Origin of the sequence: Blastomonas sp. CCH9-A1 (assembly GCF_001557175.1) — a bacterium.
Taxonomy (GTDB): Bacteria; Pseudomonadota; Alphaproteobacteria; order Sphingomonadales; family Sphingomonadaceae; genus Blastomonas; species Blastomonas delafieldii_A.
The window spans coordinates 16,073-31,633 of the sequence record NZ_LSHM01000035.1 but is presented as its reverse complement, the minus strand read 5'-3'; the positions used below and the strand labels follow the sequence as shown (position 1 = coordinate 31,633).

Below are 15,561 nucleotides of genomic sequence, written 5' to 3'. Positions count from 1 at the left end.
CCGCTACACCGGCGTCCATGTCCACCACCTACACGCTCGACACGTCGACCAGCCGCGCCAATCCCACCCCTGCGCCGATGAAGCGCCTGACCGTGCCTGCGATCCAGCGGCGCAAGCAGGCGGGCGTGACCGAGCAGCCGGTGGTGATGCTGACCGCCTATACCGCGCGCATGGCGCAGCTGCTCGATCCGCATTGCGACATGCTGCTGGTCGGCGATTCGCTTGGCCAGGTGATCTATGGCCTGCCGAGCACCGTGCCGGTGACGCTCGAGATGATGGCGGCGCATGGCGCAGCCGTGGTGCGTGGCAGCTATCACAGCATCGTCGTCATCGACATGCCGTTCGGCAGCTACGAAGCCTCGCCCGAGATGGCCTTTGCCAGCGCCGCACGGCTGCTCAAGGAAACCGGCGCGGCGGCGGTGAAGCTCGAGGGCGGCGCGGCGATGGCGCCGACGGTCAAGTTTCTCACCGAACGTGGCATTCCCGTGGTCGGCCATGTCGGCCTCACCCCGCAGGCGATCAATATCTTGGGCAGCTATGCCGCGCGCGGAAGGTCGGACAGTGAGGCGGACAAGATCGTCGCCGATGCACAAGCGCTCGACGAGGCGGGTGCCTTCGCGATCGTCGTCGAGGGCGTGGTCGAACCGATCGCGATCGCGGTGACCGAAGCCGTGTCCGCCGTGGTCATCGGCATCGGCGCATCGGCGCGCTGCGACGGCCAGGTGCTGGTCACCGAGGACATGCTCGGGCTGTTCGAGCGCACCGCGCGCTTCGTCAAGCGCTACGAGAACCTCGCCGAGGTCATCGAGACTGCGGTAAAGAGCTATGCCCGGGAAGTGAGTAACCGCAGCTTCCCCAGCGCCGACCAGACCTACGCACCCAAGGACTGAGCCCGGCTATTTCTCGCTGCGCTTGAGCAGCGCCACCAGTTCGTCCTTCCAGAACTTGGCCCAGGTGTGCGTGCTGTGCCCGCGCGTCTCGTCGGTCGCCTTGATCAGCAGATATTTGCCATCGGGCAGCCGCTTGCCGAAATCCTCGGCGACGCCATAGTCCCAGGGATTGATGAAATCGTCCGACGAGTTGATCCAGGTGACCGGCATGGTCATCGCCTCGATCGTCTTCGAAGGGTCGTAATTCCGCGAGGATTCGATCTGGTAGATGATGTCATTGGCGTCGATGCCCTTCATGGAAGCCTCGATCCGCTGGGTGATATAGGCATCGGCCGCATCGCGCGTGCCATAGGCCTTTTGCAGATAGAGCGGCGCGAAGCCCGCGACCTGCAACAGGCTGGCCGCGACGCGCAGGCCCATGACCGGCGGGCTGGTGTAATTGCCGCCCTGCCAGGCCGGATCGGCCTTGATTCCCTCGATCGCCGCCTTGCGCCACATGCGGTTGTGCCCCGCGATCGGCATCGGCAGGCAGGCCATCGGCATCATCGCCTGGACAAAGCCCGGATCGACCTGACCCCAGACGAAGCCGTGCATGCAGCCCATCGAGGTGCCCATGATCAGCCGCAGACGATCGACCTTCAATCCCTCGACCAGCATCTGCCGCTGCGCACGCACCATGTCGGTATAATCATAGGCAGGGAAGCGCATCCGGAGCCCGTCCGAGGGCTTGGACGATTTGCCGTGCCCGATATTGTCGGGCAGGATGATGTAGTATTTGGTGATGTCGAGCGGCTGGCCGGGGCCGAACAGCTCCTGAGCGAATTGCGGTTGCAGGAACTGCAGCCCGGTGCCGCCGGTTCCGTGGAGAACCATTACCGCGTTGGTGACACGGCCTTGCGCGTCGCGCTTCGGCGTGCCGAGCGTCGCATAGTGCATCCGCAATTCGGGCAGCACCTCGCCGGTGCCGAAGCGGAAATCCTTGAGGACGATATCGCCCTGTGTGAGCTGCACCGCATAATCGACATCCGGTGCCGCCTGTGGCGGTCCTGGCTGCGCAGCGGCGGGCACGGCAAGCATCGCGCAGCCGAGCAATGCGGCGAGCATCTTCATCTTCATGGCAAACCCCTCTGTCCTTGAGGGGGCAACATTGCAGCGCAATCAACGGGTTGCAACTGTCCCGACGATGAGGCCAGATGATCGGCGCTTTCAGGCGGCGGCATGCACCCGGTTGCGACCGCTGCGCTTTGCACCGTACATCGCCGCATCGGCCTGCGCGAGTGCATTGTCGAGCGACCAGCCGGCGCGATAGGGCGCGACCCCGACCGAGATCGACAGCGCAATCGGTTCACCCTCGGGCGATCGGAACTCCAGGGCATCGATCGCACCGCGCGCACGCTCCGCGATCGTCATGCCCAGGCCGAATGGCAGGCCGCACAACAGCATCGCGAATTCCTCGCCGCCGACCCGCCCCAGCAGATCGTCGGGGCGCAGCGCCGCCTGCAGGGTCGATGCCACCAGCTTCAGCGCCTCGTCGCCAGCGGCATGGCCATGCTCGTCGTTGATCGCCTTGAAATGATCAATATCCGCCAGCAGCACGCATGCCGGGGCCTCATCGGCATAGGCTGCGGCATCGCGGTAGAAGGCTGCGCGATTGATCACCCCCGTCAGCGCGTCCCGATCGGCCCGGATCAGCAGATCAGTCTGCATGTCGAGCAATTGCGCAGCGAGCTGGCCATTGGCCTCGATCTGCCGGACCAGCACGATGCTGATGGTTGCCGTAACGGCAGCGGGCGATACAACGGCAAAGACCCAGAACGGCCAATCGACACTTTCGTGCAGCGCATGCACCATCGCCTCTAGACCAATCAAAGTCACCAGGACGCCAAACGCGACACAGAACAGGATTTTCTTGAGCGGGCTCATGCAAATCCGGTTAATCTCGAAAGCTTAAGACTAACCAAATACGCCCTGTCTTGGTCAGAAGCACTGCTCAAGGGCAAATAAGCATAAAATCAGGCGCCATTCGGGTCGCCATGACCAGGTCGGCAAGGATCGCTTCAACGGGCAACCATGACGCGATTGCGCCCCTCGCGCTTGGCGCGGTACATGGCTTCATCCGCCTGCGCGAGCGCAGCGTCGAGCGAAGCTCCTGCATCATAGCTGGCCACGCCGATTGAGATAGAAAGGCCGACCCGCAAGCCATCTGCCGATCGCATGCACAGCCCGGCAATGGCGCCGCGAGCCCGCTCGGCGATCGCCAGCGCCAGCGGCAACGGCATTTCACTGAGCAGCACCGCGAATTCCTCGCCGCCGACCCGGCCGAGAAGATCGTCGGGTCGCAGGGCCGCCTGCAGCGTCGATGCAACCAGCCTCAGCGCCGCGTCGCCCAGCGCATGCCCATGGCCATCGTTGATCGCCTTGAAATGGTCGATATCGACCAGCAGCACGCTCGCCGGCGCGTCGCCCGCATAGGCAGCGGCATGGCGGTAAAAGGCGGCACGGCTCAGCACACCGGTCAGGTGATCGCGATCCGCCCGCGTGAGCAGTTCGCGCTGCGCCACCAGCAGTTCGAGATTGAGCCGACGGTTTGCCTCGGCCTGGCGAACCAGCACATAGCTGGTCGGTGCCGAGACGACGATCGGGCAGACGATGCCAAAGGCCCAGTAGATGAATTCGATCGGCTCGCCCGTCGCCAGGACCAGCGTCTCCAGCGCCACAAGCGTCGCCACGACGCTGAACGCGATTGCAAGAAGGATTTTTTGCCACGGGCGCATGTAAAGCCCGGTAAAGCAAAAGGTTTAAGACACGGCAAATGCTTGGCCGTCGGACGGCCGAAGGAGGATCAGCGCACGGTCGCGCGCGACCGCTTCAGCCGGTACATATGGTCGTCGGCCCGCGCCAAGACCTGCTCCGCCTCGTCATCGGGGTGGACGAAAGCATGGCCGAAGGTGGCCGACAGGCTGGTCGCTGCCTCGCCATGGCCGACGCGGCAGGCCGCGATCCCGGCGGTCAGCTGTGCGACCTTGTGCTCGACATCGCCTTCGCCGATCGCGCCCAGGATCAGGGCGAACTCGTCCCCGCCGATCCGCGCGACGACATCGGTCGAACGCACATTGGCGAGCAGCACCTTTGCCACGCAGCGCAGCGCCTCGTCGCCTGCCGCATGCCCGAAAGTGTCGTTGATCAGCTTGAGGTCGTCGACATCGACGAACAGCAAAGCGGCCCGGCTCTGGTAGCGCTGGCAATGCGCAATCGCGCTCACCACCGCCTGCTCGAAATAGCGGCGGTTGAACAATGGGGTGAGCGTATCGCGGCAGATCTCGTCCTCGAGCTGGCGCACGCGGGCGGTCAGCAGCGCGTTCTGGTGCTTGAGGTCAGCGCACAACAGGGCGAGCTGCTCGTGGCTCAAAGCCACGTCAGCCTGGGGTGGTTGTCCACCCGGGCCGCCTTGCACATCGGTCATCTTCATATATGTGCCTGCAAACTTCCCCGGCGCGGTGCCTTGAACCTTGGGCATAGCAAGCAAGGCCCGGACAGGCATGATTTAAATCACATTCACCATGTATAATCTGTGCACAAGCGGGACAGTGGCGCGCTCTGGCGCGGCTCGATGCTTTTCGCGTGCAGGGTGATTGCGGGTCTCAGGCTTTGCCTTTAAGACCCTGGCCAGACCAGCAATTACGCGGAGAGACATGCGTGGCCGAGCCACTTGAAACGCCCGACCGCCAGACCGCCGGAGCGACCCGCGTCGCCATCATCATGGGCAGCCAGTCGGACTGGGACACCATGTCGGGCGCCGCAGCGGTGCTCGACGAGCTCGGCGTCGCGCATGATTGCCGCATCGTCTCGGCCCATCGCACCCCCGACCGGCTGGTGAACTTCGCCAAGACGGCGGTCGATTCGGGCTTTCAGGTCATCATCGCGGGAGCAGGCGGCGCGGCGCACCTGCCCGGCATGGTGGCCAGCATGACGCGGCTCCCGGTGCTCGGCGTGCCGGTGCAGAGCAAGGCGCTGAACGGCATGGACAGCCTGTTGTCGATCGTCCAGATGCCTGGCGGCATTCCGGTCGGCACGCTGGCTATCGGCCCTGCGGGCGCGAAGAACGCCGGTCTTCTGGCCGCCTCCATCCTGGCACTCCATGATCCTGCGCTGGCCGAAAGGCTCGATGCCTGGCGTGCGGCGCAGAGCGATTCGGTGGGCGAACGTCCGGCATGAGCGCGATCATCCCTCCCGGCAGCACCATCGGCATCATGGGCGGAGGGCAGCTCGGGCGGATGCTCAGCCTTGCCGCCGCGCAGCTCGGCTATCGCTGCCATGTTTTCGCCCCCGAGGCGACCAGCCCCGCGGGCGAAGTCTCGGCCGAGACGACCTGCGCCCACTATTCGGACAGCGAAGCCCTCGCCGCCTTCGCCAAGGCTTGCGATGTCGTGACCTACGAATGGGAGAACGTTCCGGTCGCGCCGCTCGATGGAATCGCGGGCCTTGTCCCCCTGCGCCCCTCGCCGCGCGCGCTCGAAGTCGCGCAGAGCCGGATCGACGAGAAGCGCTTCGTCGCCGAACTTGGCGGACGCACCGCGCCGTTCGGCTTTGCTCAAACCGAGGCGGAGGTCGCCGCCGCTATGCAGGTTGCGGGCACGCCTGCCATCATCAAGTCGAACCGCATGGGCTATGACGGCAAGGGCCAGGCGCGGGTGATGCCCGGAGACGACCCGGTCGCCCGCTGGTTTGAGGCCGGCGGCGTTCCGGCCATCATCGAGGGCTTCGTTACCTTCGATGCGGAATTCTCGGTCATCCTGGCGCGCTCGCCCCAGGGCGAGATCCGCTTCTGGGACAGCGCCGAAAATGTGCATCTTGCAGGGATTCTGGACCTTTCGAGCGTTCCTGCGAGCGCCGCGATCGAGGCGCAAGTGCCCGCCGCGCGCGAGCTTGCCGCACACGTCGCCGAAAAGCTCGATTATGTCGGCGTGCTGACGCTGGAATTCTTCGCGACCAGGGATGGTCCGGTGTTCAACGAAATGGCCCCGCGCGTGCACAATAGCGGGCACTGGACGATCGAAGGCGCGTTCACCAGCCAGTTCGAGAACCATATCCGCGCGATCTGCGGCCTGCCGCTGGGCGAGACCGCGCTTGCCTGTCACGGGGCCCAGATGCGCAACCTGATCGGCGAGGCAGCGCATCAATGGCCGGAGCTGCTCGCCGATCCCGCCAACCATCTGCACCTCTATGGCAAGCACCGCGCGCTTCCCGGTCGCAAGATGGGGCATGTCACACGCATCACGCTGGAAGCTTCAGGGGCGGCATCATGAACCATCCCGAGATATTCCTCGTCCTCGCCCGCGCGCGCAACGGGGTCATCGGTGCGAACGGCACCCTGCCCTGGCACCTGCCGATGGACCTGCGCCATTTCAAGGCGCTGACTCAGGGGCGGCCGATGATCATGGGCCGCAAGACCTTCGACAGCCTGCCCGGTCTGCTGCCCGGCAGGCGCCATATCGTGCTCACCCGCGATGAGGACTTGGCGGAGGATGGCGCGGAGGTCGTGCACAGCATGGACGAAGCCATTGCAGCGGCTAATGCGCCGCATGTCGCGGTGATCGGCGGCGCGGAAATCTTCACCCTGTTCCTGCCGCATGCCGATCGGATCGAGCTGACCGAAGTGCATGCCGACGTGCCCGGCGACACGCATATGCCCCCCTTCGATCCGGACGTCTGGCAGGAAAGCGCGCGCACCGATCACCCCGCCGATTCCGAGCATCGCGACCGGCCTGCCTTCAGCTTCGTGACTCTGGTGCGGCGGTGATCCGCAAGATTCTGCTGGGGCTGGTCCTGCTCGTTGTTGCAGGGCTGATCTTCACCGTCACCGTGCTGCCCGGGCTGTTCGAGAAGCAGACCAATATCGTCACCGACGAGCCGCTGCCGGCGGTCCGCGCCGACGCGAAGGCGCTGCACGAGACGCTGCAGATTGCCGATCTGCACGGCGATACCTTGCTGTGGAAGCGCGACCTGCTCGACAAGGCGAGCCGTGGCCAGATCGACCTGCCCCGGCTCGAGGCAGGCAATGTCGCGCTGCAGGTCTTCTCGTCGGTCTCGAAGACGCCCAAGGGCCAGAACTACGACAGCAACTCGGCCGATACCGACAATATCACGTTGCTTGCGATGGCGCAGCTGCAGCCGGTGCGGACCTGGTTCTCGGTGCACGAACGCTCGATGTGGCATGGTCAGCGGCTGGAAGCAGCGGCGAAGGAATCGGGCGGTCGGCTGATGCTGATCCGCGAGCCTGCCGATATCGACAAGCTGCTCGCCGCACGCGCAGCGGGCAAGCCGGTGACCGGCGCGCTCTATTCGGTCGAGGGGCTGCAGAATCTGGAAGGCAAGGCGGAGAATCTCGACCGGCTCTATGGCGTCGGCATGCGAATGGCTGGCCTCGTCCATTTCTTCGACAATGAGCTGGCCGGATCGATGCATGGCGAGCGCAAGGGCGGGCTGACCCCGTTCGGGCGCCAGATGATCCGCGCGATGGAGGCGCGCGGCATCATCGTCGACATCGCGCATTCGAGCCATAAGGCGGTCGCGGAAATCCTGGCGATGGCGCGCCGTCCGGTCGTCTCCAGCCATGGCGGGGTGCAGGCGGTGTGCGGCGTCAATCGCAACCTTTCCGACACCGAAATCCGCGCTGTGGCGGCGACCGGCGGCATCATAGGCATCGGATACTGGGACGGCGCGATCTGTTCGACCGACCCCAAGATGATCGCCAAATCGATTGCCCATGTCCGCGATCTGGTCGGCATCCAGCATGTCGCGCTGGGCAGCGATTTCGACGGGGCGGTGACCACGCGGTTCGACACCAGCCAGATCGTGCAGGTCACGCAGGCGCTGATGGATATCGGCTTCACGCCGGAGGAAATCCGCGCGGTGATGGGAGGCAATACGCTCCGCATCCTCAAACAGGGCATTGAACCCCTGCCCGGCAAGGGCCTATAGGGCGCCCCTATGATCAGGGTGGAGGGCAGCGATCGGCTGCCAGACAGGTTGCGCGGGGGCATCATCGCGCTGGGCAATTTTGACGGCTTTCATGCCGGTCACCAGGCCGTGGCCGGGCATGCCATCCGCTGGGCCAAGTCCGAAGGCCGCCCTGCGATCATCGCCACCTTCGATCCGCATCCGGTGCGCTATTTCAAGCCCGACACCCCGCCCTTTCGCCTCACCAGCCTCGACCAGCGCCAGCGGCTGTTCGGGCAGGCGGGCGCGGACGCGATGCTGGTCTTCGCCTTCGACCAGACGCTCGCCAGCACGCGGGCGGAGAGTTTCATCGCCGATCTGCTGATCGAGCGCTTCGGTGCGGTCGGCGTGGTGACGGGCGAGGATTTCACCTTCGGCAAGGGTCGTGGCGGCAATGTGCAGGTGCTGCGCGATCTCGGCGCGCTGCTCGGGCTGCGCAGCGAGGCGATCGGCCCGGTCACCACCGACGACGCGGTGATCTCATCCAGCCGTATCCGCCAGTGCCTGATCGAGGGCCGCCCCGACGAGGCCGAACGGCTGATGACCCGGCCCTTTGCGGTGCAGGGCGTGGTGCAGCATGGCGACAAGAACGGGCGGTTGCTCGGCTTTCCCACCGCGAACCTCGACATGGGCAGCTATTTGCGGCCGAGATACGGCATTTATGCCGTCACCGGGCATCTCGCCGATGGCCGCGTGCTGAAAGGTGCGGCGAACCTTGGCATCCGTCCGCAATTCGATCCGCCCAAGGAATTGCTCGAGCCGCATTTCTTCGATTTCGACGAAGACCTGTACGGCCAGACGATCGAGGTGGCGCTGCGCCATTTCATCCGGCCCGAGGCGAAGTTCGAAGGCTGGGACGAATTGAAGCGCCAGATCGATGCCGACTGCGTGCGCGCGCGGGAATTGCTTGCCTGAAACGCCGCCGCGCCGTAAGCGCCAGCCACTATGACTGAGCAATCGCCAAGCGCCGCCGCCGACTATAAAGACACCGTCTTTCTGCCGCAGACCGACTTCCCGATGAAGGCGGGTCTCGCCCAGAAGGAACCGGCGATTCTGGCGCGTTGGCAGGAGCAAGACCTGTACGCGAAGCTGCGCGAGGCGCGCCGCGGCCGCGAGAAGTTCATCCTGCACGATGGCCCGCCTTATGCGAATGGCGACATGCATATCGGCCATGCTCTCAATCATATCCTGAAAGACATGGTCTGCCGCACCCAGTCGCTGCTCGGCAAGGACGCGCCCTATGTGCCCGGCTGGGACTGCCATGGCCTTCCGATCGAATGGAAGATCGAGGAGCAGTATCGCAAGAAGAAGCTCAACAAGGACGAGGTCGACCCGGTCGCCTTCCGCGCCGAATGCCGCGCCTATGCGCAGCATTGGGTAAACACCCAGCGCGAGCAGTTGAAGCGCCTGGGCATCAATGGCGACTGGGACAATCCATACCTGACGATGGACTTCGCTGCCGAGGCGACCATCGTGCAGGAGCTGATGAAATTCGCCGAAAGCGGCCAGCTCTATCGCGGGGCCAAGCCGGTAATGTGGTCACCGGTGGAAAAGACCGCGCTCGCCGAGGCCGAGGTTGAGTATCAGGACGTCACGAGCACGCAGATCGATGTGGCGTTCGAGATTGTCGATGCGCCCAATGCGCCCGAACTGGTCGGTGCCTATGCGGTGATCTGGACGACCACGCCCTGGACGATCCCGGTGAACCAGGCGCTCGCTTATGGGCCTGAGGTTGAATATTCACTCGTCGAAGTGACTGTGAATTACGAAGAAGGTCTGGCGGCCAACCTGGGTGAGCCCGGTAAGTTCATTGTTGCAACACCGCTCTTGGAAGCATTCAAGAGCCGGCTTAAAATCGAAAGCCCTGACCTTTTTGCTTGGGAAATAAAGAGCAAGGTCAAGGGCTCGGACCTCGCTGGAGCCACCGCCCGTCACCCGATGCACGCACTTGGCGGGTTCTTCGCCAAGCCCCGCCCGTTTCTGCCCGGCGATTTTGTCACCACCGATGCGGGGACGGGCCTTGTCCATATGTCGCCCGACCATGGCGAGGACGATTTCGACCTGTGCAAGGCGCATGGCATCGAGCCGGTGTTCGCGGTCGAGGGCGAGGGGCGCTATCGCGACGACTGGGCGTGGCTCGGCGGTGCGGACGAGCGGCGGATGTCGGTGATCAACCCCAAGTTCAACGCGCCCGATGGCCCGATCTGCGAAGATCTGCGCGCCGCCGGTGCGCTGCTTTCGGCGGGGGCGTTTCAGCACAGCTATCCGCACAGCTGGCGCTCCAAGGCGCGCGTCATCTTCCGCTGCACCCCGCAATGGTTCATCCCGATGGATGCGCCGCTGGCACACATCACCACCTCCGCTCAGGCTGAGCCTGTCGAAGCCCCCGCGCGGACGCTTCGACAGGCTCAGGGTGAGCGGACGTTGAGAGAAACCGCCCTCCAGGCCATCAGCGACACCCGCTGGGTGCCCGCCAAGGGCGAGAACCGCATCCGGTCGATGGTCGAGGGTCGTCCCGACTGGGTGATCAGCCGCCAGCGCGCCTGGGGTGTGCCGATCACGCTGTTCGTCAACCGCAAGACCGGCCAGTATCTGAAGGACGCAGGCGTCAACGCCCGCATTGTCGCGGCGATCCGCGAGAGCGGGGTCGATGGCTGGAACGAGGCGGCGGTCCCTGCCCTGCTCGGCCCGGACTATGACCCGGCGGACTATGAGCGCGTCACCGACATACTCGATGTCTGGTTCGACAGCGGCTGCACCCATGCCTTCGTGCTGGAAAGCGGCAAATGGCCCGATCTGCTGCGCCCCGAAGGCTATGTCGGACCCAAGGCGGACCTGTATCTCGAAGGCTCGGACCAGCATCGCGGCTGGTTCCAGTCCTCGCTGATGGAAAGCTGCGGCACGCGCGGCCATGCGCCCTACAAGGCGGTGCTGACCCACGGCTTCACGATGGACGCCAAGGGCATGAAAATGTCCAAGTCCTTGGGCAACACCATCGATCCGCTGACGCTGATCAAGGATTCGGGCGCGGATATTCTGCGGCTTTGGGCGCTATCGGTCGATTTCACCGAGGACCACCGCATCGGCAAGGAAATCCTCGCCGGCGTGTCGGACCAGTATCGCAAGCTGCGCAACACCTTCCGCTATCTGCTCGGCGCGCTCGCCGGGTTCGAGGAAAGCGAGAAGGTGGCGGTCGAGGACATGCCCGAGCTGGAGCGCTATGTGCTGCACCTGCTTGCGGACATGGACGCCGAGCTGAAACAGGCGGTCGAGGACTTCGACTACAACACCTATGTTCGCACCCTCGCCGATTTCGCCAACAACGACCTGTCGGCCTTCTTCTTCGATATCCGCAAGGATTGCCTCTATTGCGACATCGGCCCCGCCGCCCCGCAAGGCACGGACAAGCGCCGCGCCTATCGCACCGTGCTGCACGTGCTGTTCGAGGCGCTGGTCCGCTATGCCGCGCCGGTGCTGGTGTTCACGGCGGAAGAGGTATGGACCACGCGCTATCCCGATGGCGGCAGCGTGCACCTGCTCGAATGGCCGGAACTGCCCGAGCTGGGCGATGGCAGCGAACTGATGGGCCGCTGGAGCCGCTTGCGCGACCTCAAGGACAGCGTGACCGGCGCGATCGAACCGTTCCGCCGCGACAAGGTGATCCGCTCGAGCCTGGAAGCCGAAGTCAAGATCGCAGCTGATGCCGTGCCGGATGGACAGCTTAGCGCCACCGAGCTGGCAGAACTTTTCATCACCGCCGATGTTTCGACGGCGGCTGGCGGGACAATCATCGTCAGCCGCACCGAACACCACAAATGCGGCCGCTGCTGGCGTCACCTTCCCGAGGTGACCGAAGACGGCGCGCTGTGCGGTCGTTGCTCGGAGATGCTGGCGTGATGGCGCTGACGATCCCTTCCCGTCATGCTGAACTTGTTTCAGCATCCATCGACCATCTGGGTGCCGACAGGGCGAAGGCGCTTGGTGCCCGATGGACCCTGAAACGAGTTCAGGGTGACGGATATGGCGCAGGCCGGGAGTGCGCTGCATGACCCTCACCCGCTTTCGCACCGAGGGCGTTGTCCTGGCGCTTGCCATTCTCGTTATCGACCAGCTCGCCAAGTTCATCGTTGCAGGTCCGCTCGCGCTGAGCAGCCGGATGCAGATCGAGATCACGCCCTTTTTCAACCTGACCTGGGCGGAAAATCGCGGCGTCTCGATGGGCTTCCTCACCGCCGAAACCGAAACCGCGCGCTGGATGCTTGTCGTGCTGACCGGCATCATCGCCACCATCGTGCTGCTGTGGATGTTCAAGGAACGCGCGCGCGGCGATATCCTGGCGCTGGGCATGATCCTGGGCGGGGCGCTCGGCAACATCATCGATCGCGCGCGGCTGGGTTATGTCGTCGACTATGCGGACCTGCATTTCGGCGCGTTCCGGCCGTTCATGATCTTCAACATTGCGGATGCGGCGATCACCATCGGGGTGCTGTTATTGCTTGCCCGCGTTCTGATAATCGGCGACAAAGCCGCGAAATCTGAAGGCCCTACATCGGGGGTTCAGGCTGGCGGGCATAGCGGAGACGCTCACGCCGCCAAGACGGAGAATCAAGATGCTTAATTCCGGGCGCAAATTGGCCCTGATCGCCGGTATGTCCCTCGCAGCGGCGACGCTTTCGGCCTGCGGGTCGAGCGGCGGCATTTTCAACCGCGATCGCCCCGACGAGTTCGCCGTTTCGCGTCAGGCACCGCTGGTGATTCCGCCCGATTTCTCGCTGACCCCGCCCACCCCGGGCGCCGCGCGTCCGCAGAATGTTTCGGCCAGCCAGCAGGCGCTCGATGCGCTGTTCGGCGGCCCGCAGCCGCGCAGCGGCGTCGAGGGCGCAGCCTTGAACCGCGCCGGCACGCCCGATGCCGCCATCCGCTCGCAGGTTGGCGATCCCAAGACGCAGACCACCGACAAGGGTGCCACCACCCGCGACATCGTCGCCGCGCCCGAGGGCGACGGTCAGGACGCCAAGGCTGCCGTTCCGCCGCAATAAGCGCGCAGACAGGTTACAAGAAAGCCCGGCGAATCGTCTGATTCGCCGGGCTTTCTTGTATCTGGAGCCGAGATTGGATCGGGATCAGGCCCGCGCGCCATCCCCCACCACCGAGACGCCAGCGCTGTTGTGGCGCAGCGCCTTGAGCACGGTCTCGACGATGCCGTCGGCATCGAGCCCGGCTTCGGCATATTGCTTTTCGGGCTTGTCCTGGTCCTGGAATACGTCCGGCAGGCGAAGCGTGCGCAGCTTGAGGCCCGCATCAATCAAACCTTCGTCCGACGCCATGGTCAGTACATGCGCGCCCAGGCCGCCGATCGCGCCCTCTTCCACCGTCACGCACACCTCGTGCGTCGCAAGCAGCTTGCGGATCATCTCCTCGTCGAGCGGCTTGGCAAAGCGCAGGTCGGCGACCGTGGTCGAAAGCCCCTTGGCGTCGAGCACGTCGGCGGCCTTCTGCGCCTCGGCGAGGCGCGTACCCAGTGAAAGAATCGCGACCTTCTTGCCCTCGCGCGCGATGCGGCCCTTGCCGATCTGGAGCCGCTCGGGAACCTCCGGCAGCGCGACGCCGACGCCATTGCCGCGCGGATAGCGGAAGGCGATCGGACCGCTGTCGTGGCACGCAGCGGTATAGGTCATGTGCACCAGTTCCGCCTCGTCGGCGGCGGCCATCACCACCATGTTGGGCAGCGTCGCCAGATAGGTAATGTCGAACGATCCGGCATGGGTCGAACCATCGGCGCCGACCAGGCCGGCGCGGTCGATGGCGAAGCGCACCGGCAGGTTCTGGATCGCGACATCGTGCACCACCTGGTCATAGGCGCGCTGCAGGAAGGTGGAATAGATCGCGCAGAACGGGCGCATCCCCTGCGCAGCGAGGCCAGCGGCAAAGGTCACCGCGTGCTGTTCCGCAATGCCGACATCGAAGCTGCGGTCGGGATGCGCCTGGGCGAACTTGTCGACCCCGGTGCCCGAAGGCATGGCAGCGGTGATCGCACAGATCGTGGGGTCGGTCTCCGCCAGCTTGGCCAGCGTTTCGCCGAACACGTTCTGATAGGCCGGCGGACCTGCCGCGGCCTTGTCCTGCTTGCCGGTGACGACATCGAACTTGGCGACACCATGGTATTTGTCCGCCGCCGCTTCGGCCGGGGCATAGCCCTTGCCCTTCTGCGTCACGACATGGACCAGGCACGGCCCTTCCGCGGCATCGCGGATATTCTCGAGCACCGGCACCAGCTGGTCGAGATTGTGCCCGTCGATCGGGCCGACATAATAGAAGCCCAGCTCTTCGAACAATGTGCCGCCCATGGCCATGCCGCGGGCATATTCGTCGGTCTTGCGCGCGGCCTGGTGCAGGCTGCGCGGCAGCTTGCGCGCCAGGCGCTTGAGCGCTTCGCGCACGCCCAGGAACTCGCGGCTCGAAACGATCCGCGCGAGATAGCCCGAAAGCCCGCCGACCGGCGGCGCGATCGACATGTCATTGTCGTTGAGGATGACGACCAGCCGGTTGCCCGCGCGTTCGGCATTGTTCATCGCCTCATAGGCCATGCCCGCGCTCATCGCGCCATCGCCGATCACCGCGATCGCCTTGCCGGGCGCGCCGCTCATCTGATTGGCGGTGGCAAAGCCCAATGCCGCCGAGATCGAGGTCGAGCTGTGCGCCGCGCCGAACGGATCATATTCGCTCTCGCTGCGCTTGGTGAAGCCCGACAGGCCCCCACCGGTGCGCAGCGTGCGGATGCGGTCGCGCCTACCGGTCAGGATCTTGTGCGGATAACACTGATGGCCGACATCCCAGATCAGGCGATCGTTGGGCGTGTCGAACACATAATGGATCGCGGTGGTCAGTTCGACCACGCCGAGGCCCGCACCCAGATGTCCGCCGGTCACCGATACGGCCGAGATCACTTCCTGGCGCAGCTCGTCCGCCAACTGGCGCAGCTGGGTCGGTTTCAGCTGACGCAGGTCTGCCGGGGTCTTGACGGTGTCCAGCAATGGCGTTTCGGGCAGATTGGTCATTGAATTCCCTTTCAACCGCGAATCCTAGACCCATTTTTGGGCTCTGTCGAATGATCGACCCGGATGACGGCCTTGAGTGTAAGTTTTTTTGGACAGTTCCGCAAATGCGGAATTTCAGTCACAGGCCGCGCAGCGTCCGCGCACCTCTATGACCGGGCGTATATCGACATAGCCAGCCGCTTCTGCCGTCTTGCGTACGCTGCGCGACAGTCCATCATCATCAATATGCGTCGCGTTTCCGCAGGAATCGCACACCAGGAATATGCAATCGTGCACGCATCCCGGGTGTGAGTTGGCGATATACGCATTGATGCTCTCCACCCGGCGCGCCAGATTGGTGCGCACGAACAGGTCGAGAATGCGATAGACGGAGTTGGGCGCCACCCGCTTGCCGCGCTTGCGGCTGACGGAATCGGCAATGTCATAGGCCGATGCCGGCTTTTCGATCTCGGCCAGGGCGGCAAAGATCGACTCGCGCATCTCGGTCCACTGCTCGCCCGCTGCTTCCAGCGAGCGCCGTGCGGCGACGGCGAGGTCTTCGCCCTCGTGCTCGTGATGCTTGTGGCCATGGTCTGTGACGGTCGACATGGCGCTTATCTACGCATCCCGCCCGC

At 64.6% G+C, this 15,561-nt stretch carries 15 protein-coding genes; 9 read left to right on the top strand and 6 right to left on the bottom strand.

Annotated features, from left to right (window positions below; all coding sequences use genetic code 11):
- Positions 1–17: 17 nt before the first annotated feature.
- The gene (gene panB, locus AX725_RS11130) at positions 18–890 is read left to right on the top strand and encodes a 3-methyl-2-oxobutanoate hydroxymethyltransferase (protein ID WP_060980220.1); all 873 of its coding nucleotides are present in this window, start codon (positions 18–20) and stop codon (positions 888–890) included.
- A gap of 6 nt (positions 891–896) precedes the next feature.
- Here panB and AX725_RS11125 read toward each other — a convergent pair whose 3' ends face one another.
- The 4 genes from AX725_RS11125 to AX725_RS11110 form a co-directional block, all read right to left on the bottom strand.
- A complete protein-coding gene (locus AX725_RS11125) occupies positions 897–2,006 on the bottom strand; it encodes an alpha/beta fold hydrolase (RefSeq protein ID WP_067512545.1) in 1,110 nt (369 codons plus the stop codon).
- A gap of 90 nt (positions 2,007–2,096) precedes the next feature.
- On the bottom strand, positions 2,097–2,813 hold the full coding sequence (locus tag AX725_RS11120; RefSeq protein WP_060980221.1) for a GGDEF domain-containing protein: 717 nt from the start codon (positions 2,811–2,813) through the stop codon (positions 2,097–2,099).
- Between the two features lie 134 nt (positions 2,814–2,947).
- Positions 2,948–3,664 (bottom strand): GGDEF domain-containing protein, encoded by a 717-nt coding sequence (locus AX725_RS11115; protein ID WP_060980222.1) that lies wholly within the window; start codon positions 3,662–3,664, stop codon positions 2,948–2,950.
- 68 nt (positions 3,665–3,732) lie between these two features.
- Positions 3,733–4,359: a GGDEF domain-containing protein gene (locus AX725_RS11110; protein ID WP_196490423.1), complete on the bottom strand. Its 627-nt coding sequence runs from the start codon at positions 4,357–4,359 to the stop codon at positions 3,733–3,735.
- A 227-nt stretch (positions 4,360–4,586) separates the two neighbouring features.
- Between AX725_RS11110 and purE the strand changes: the two genes are divergently transcribed.
- From purE to AX725_RS11070, 8 genes are all read left to right on the top strand, one after another.
- Positions 4,587–5,105, top strand: coding sequence for a 5-(carboxyamino)imidazole ribonucleotide mutase (purE, locus tag AX725_RS11105; protein WP_269454091.1), 519 nt, complete (start codon positions 4,587–4,589; stop codon positions 5,103–5,105).
- Complete coding sequence (locus AX725_RS11100) at positions 5,102–6,196, top strand: 5-(carboxyamino)imidazole ribonucleotide synthase (RefSeq protein ID WP_196490424.1); 1,095 nt, start codon at positions 5,102–5,104, stop codon at positions 6,194–6,196. Before purE ends, AX725_RS11100 begins: the two co-directional genes overlap by 4 nt.
- Complete coding sequence (locus AX725_RS11095) at positions 6,193–6,690, top strand: dihydrofolate reductase (RefSeq protein ID WP_066114047.1); 498 nt, start codon at positions 6,193–6,195, stop codon at positions 6,688–6,690. The genes AX725_RS11100 and AX725_RS11095 overlap by 4 nt, the downstream gene beginning before the upstream one ends.
- Positions 6,687–7,871, top strand: a complete 1,185-nt coding sequence (locus tag AX725_RS11090) for a dipeptidase (protein WP_197418013.1) — start codon at positions 6,687–6,689, stop codon at positions 7,869–7,871. Before AX725_RS11095 ends, AX725_RS11090 begins: the two co-directional genes overlap by 4 nt.
- Positions 7,872–7,880: 9 nt before the next feature.
- Positions 7,881–8,804, top strand: coding sequence for a bifunctional riboflavin kinase/FAD synthetase (locus AX725_RS11085; protein WP_060980225.1), 924 nt, complete (start codon positions 7,881–7,883; stop codon positions 8,802–8,804).
- 30 nt (positions 8,805–8,834) lie between these two features.
- Entirely contained in the window at positions 8,835–11,786 is a 2,952-nt protein-coding gene (gene ileS / locus AX725_RS11080; RefSeq protein ID WP_066114043.1) for an isoleucine--tRNA ligase, read from the top strand.
- A 148-nt stretch (positions 11,787–11,934) separates the two neighbouring features.
- On the top strand, positions 11,935–12,507 hold the full coding sequence (gene lspA / locus AX725_RS11075) for a signal peptidase II (RefSeq protein ID WP_060980227.1): 573 nt from the start codon (positions 11,935–11,937) through the stop codon (positions 12,505–12,507).
- The gene (locus tag AX725_RS11070; protein WP_060980228.1) at positions 12,500–12,928 is read left to right on the top strand and encodes a DUF3035 domain-containing protein; all 429 of its coding nucleotides are present in this window, start codon (positions 12,500–12,502) and stop codon (positions 12,926–12,928) included. The genes lspA and AX725_RS11070 overlap by 8 nt, the downstream gene beginning before the upstream one ends.
- Before the next feature lie 84 nt (positions 12,929–13,012).
- Here AX725_RS11070 and dxs read toward each other — a convergent pair whose 3' ends face one another.
- Together dxs and AX725_RS11060 are read right to left on the bottom strand one after the other, a co-directional pair.
- Positions 13,013–14,947 (bottom strand): 1-deoxy-D-xylulose-5-phosphate synthase, encoded by a 1,935-nt coding sequence (gene dxs / locus AX725_RS11065; protein ID WP_066114040.1) that lies wholly within the window; start codon positions 14,945–14,947, stop codon positions 13,013–13,015.
- 114 nt (positions 14,948–15,061) lie between these two features.
- Positions 15,062–15,535 (bottom strand): Fur family transcriptional regulator, encoded by a 474-nt coding sequence (locus AX725_RS11060; RefSeq protein ID WP_066044110.1) that lies wholly within the window; start codon positions 15,533–15,535, stop codon positions 15,062–15,064.
- Between the last annotated feature and the right edge of the window lie 26 nt (positions 15,536–15,561).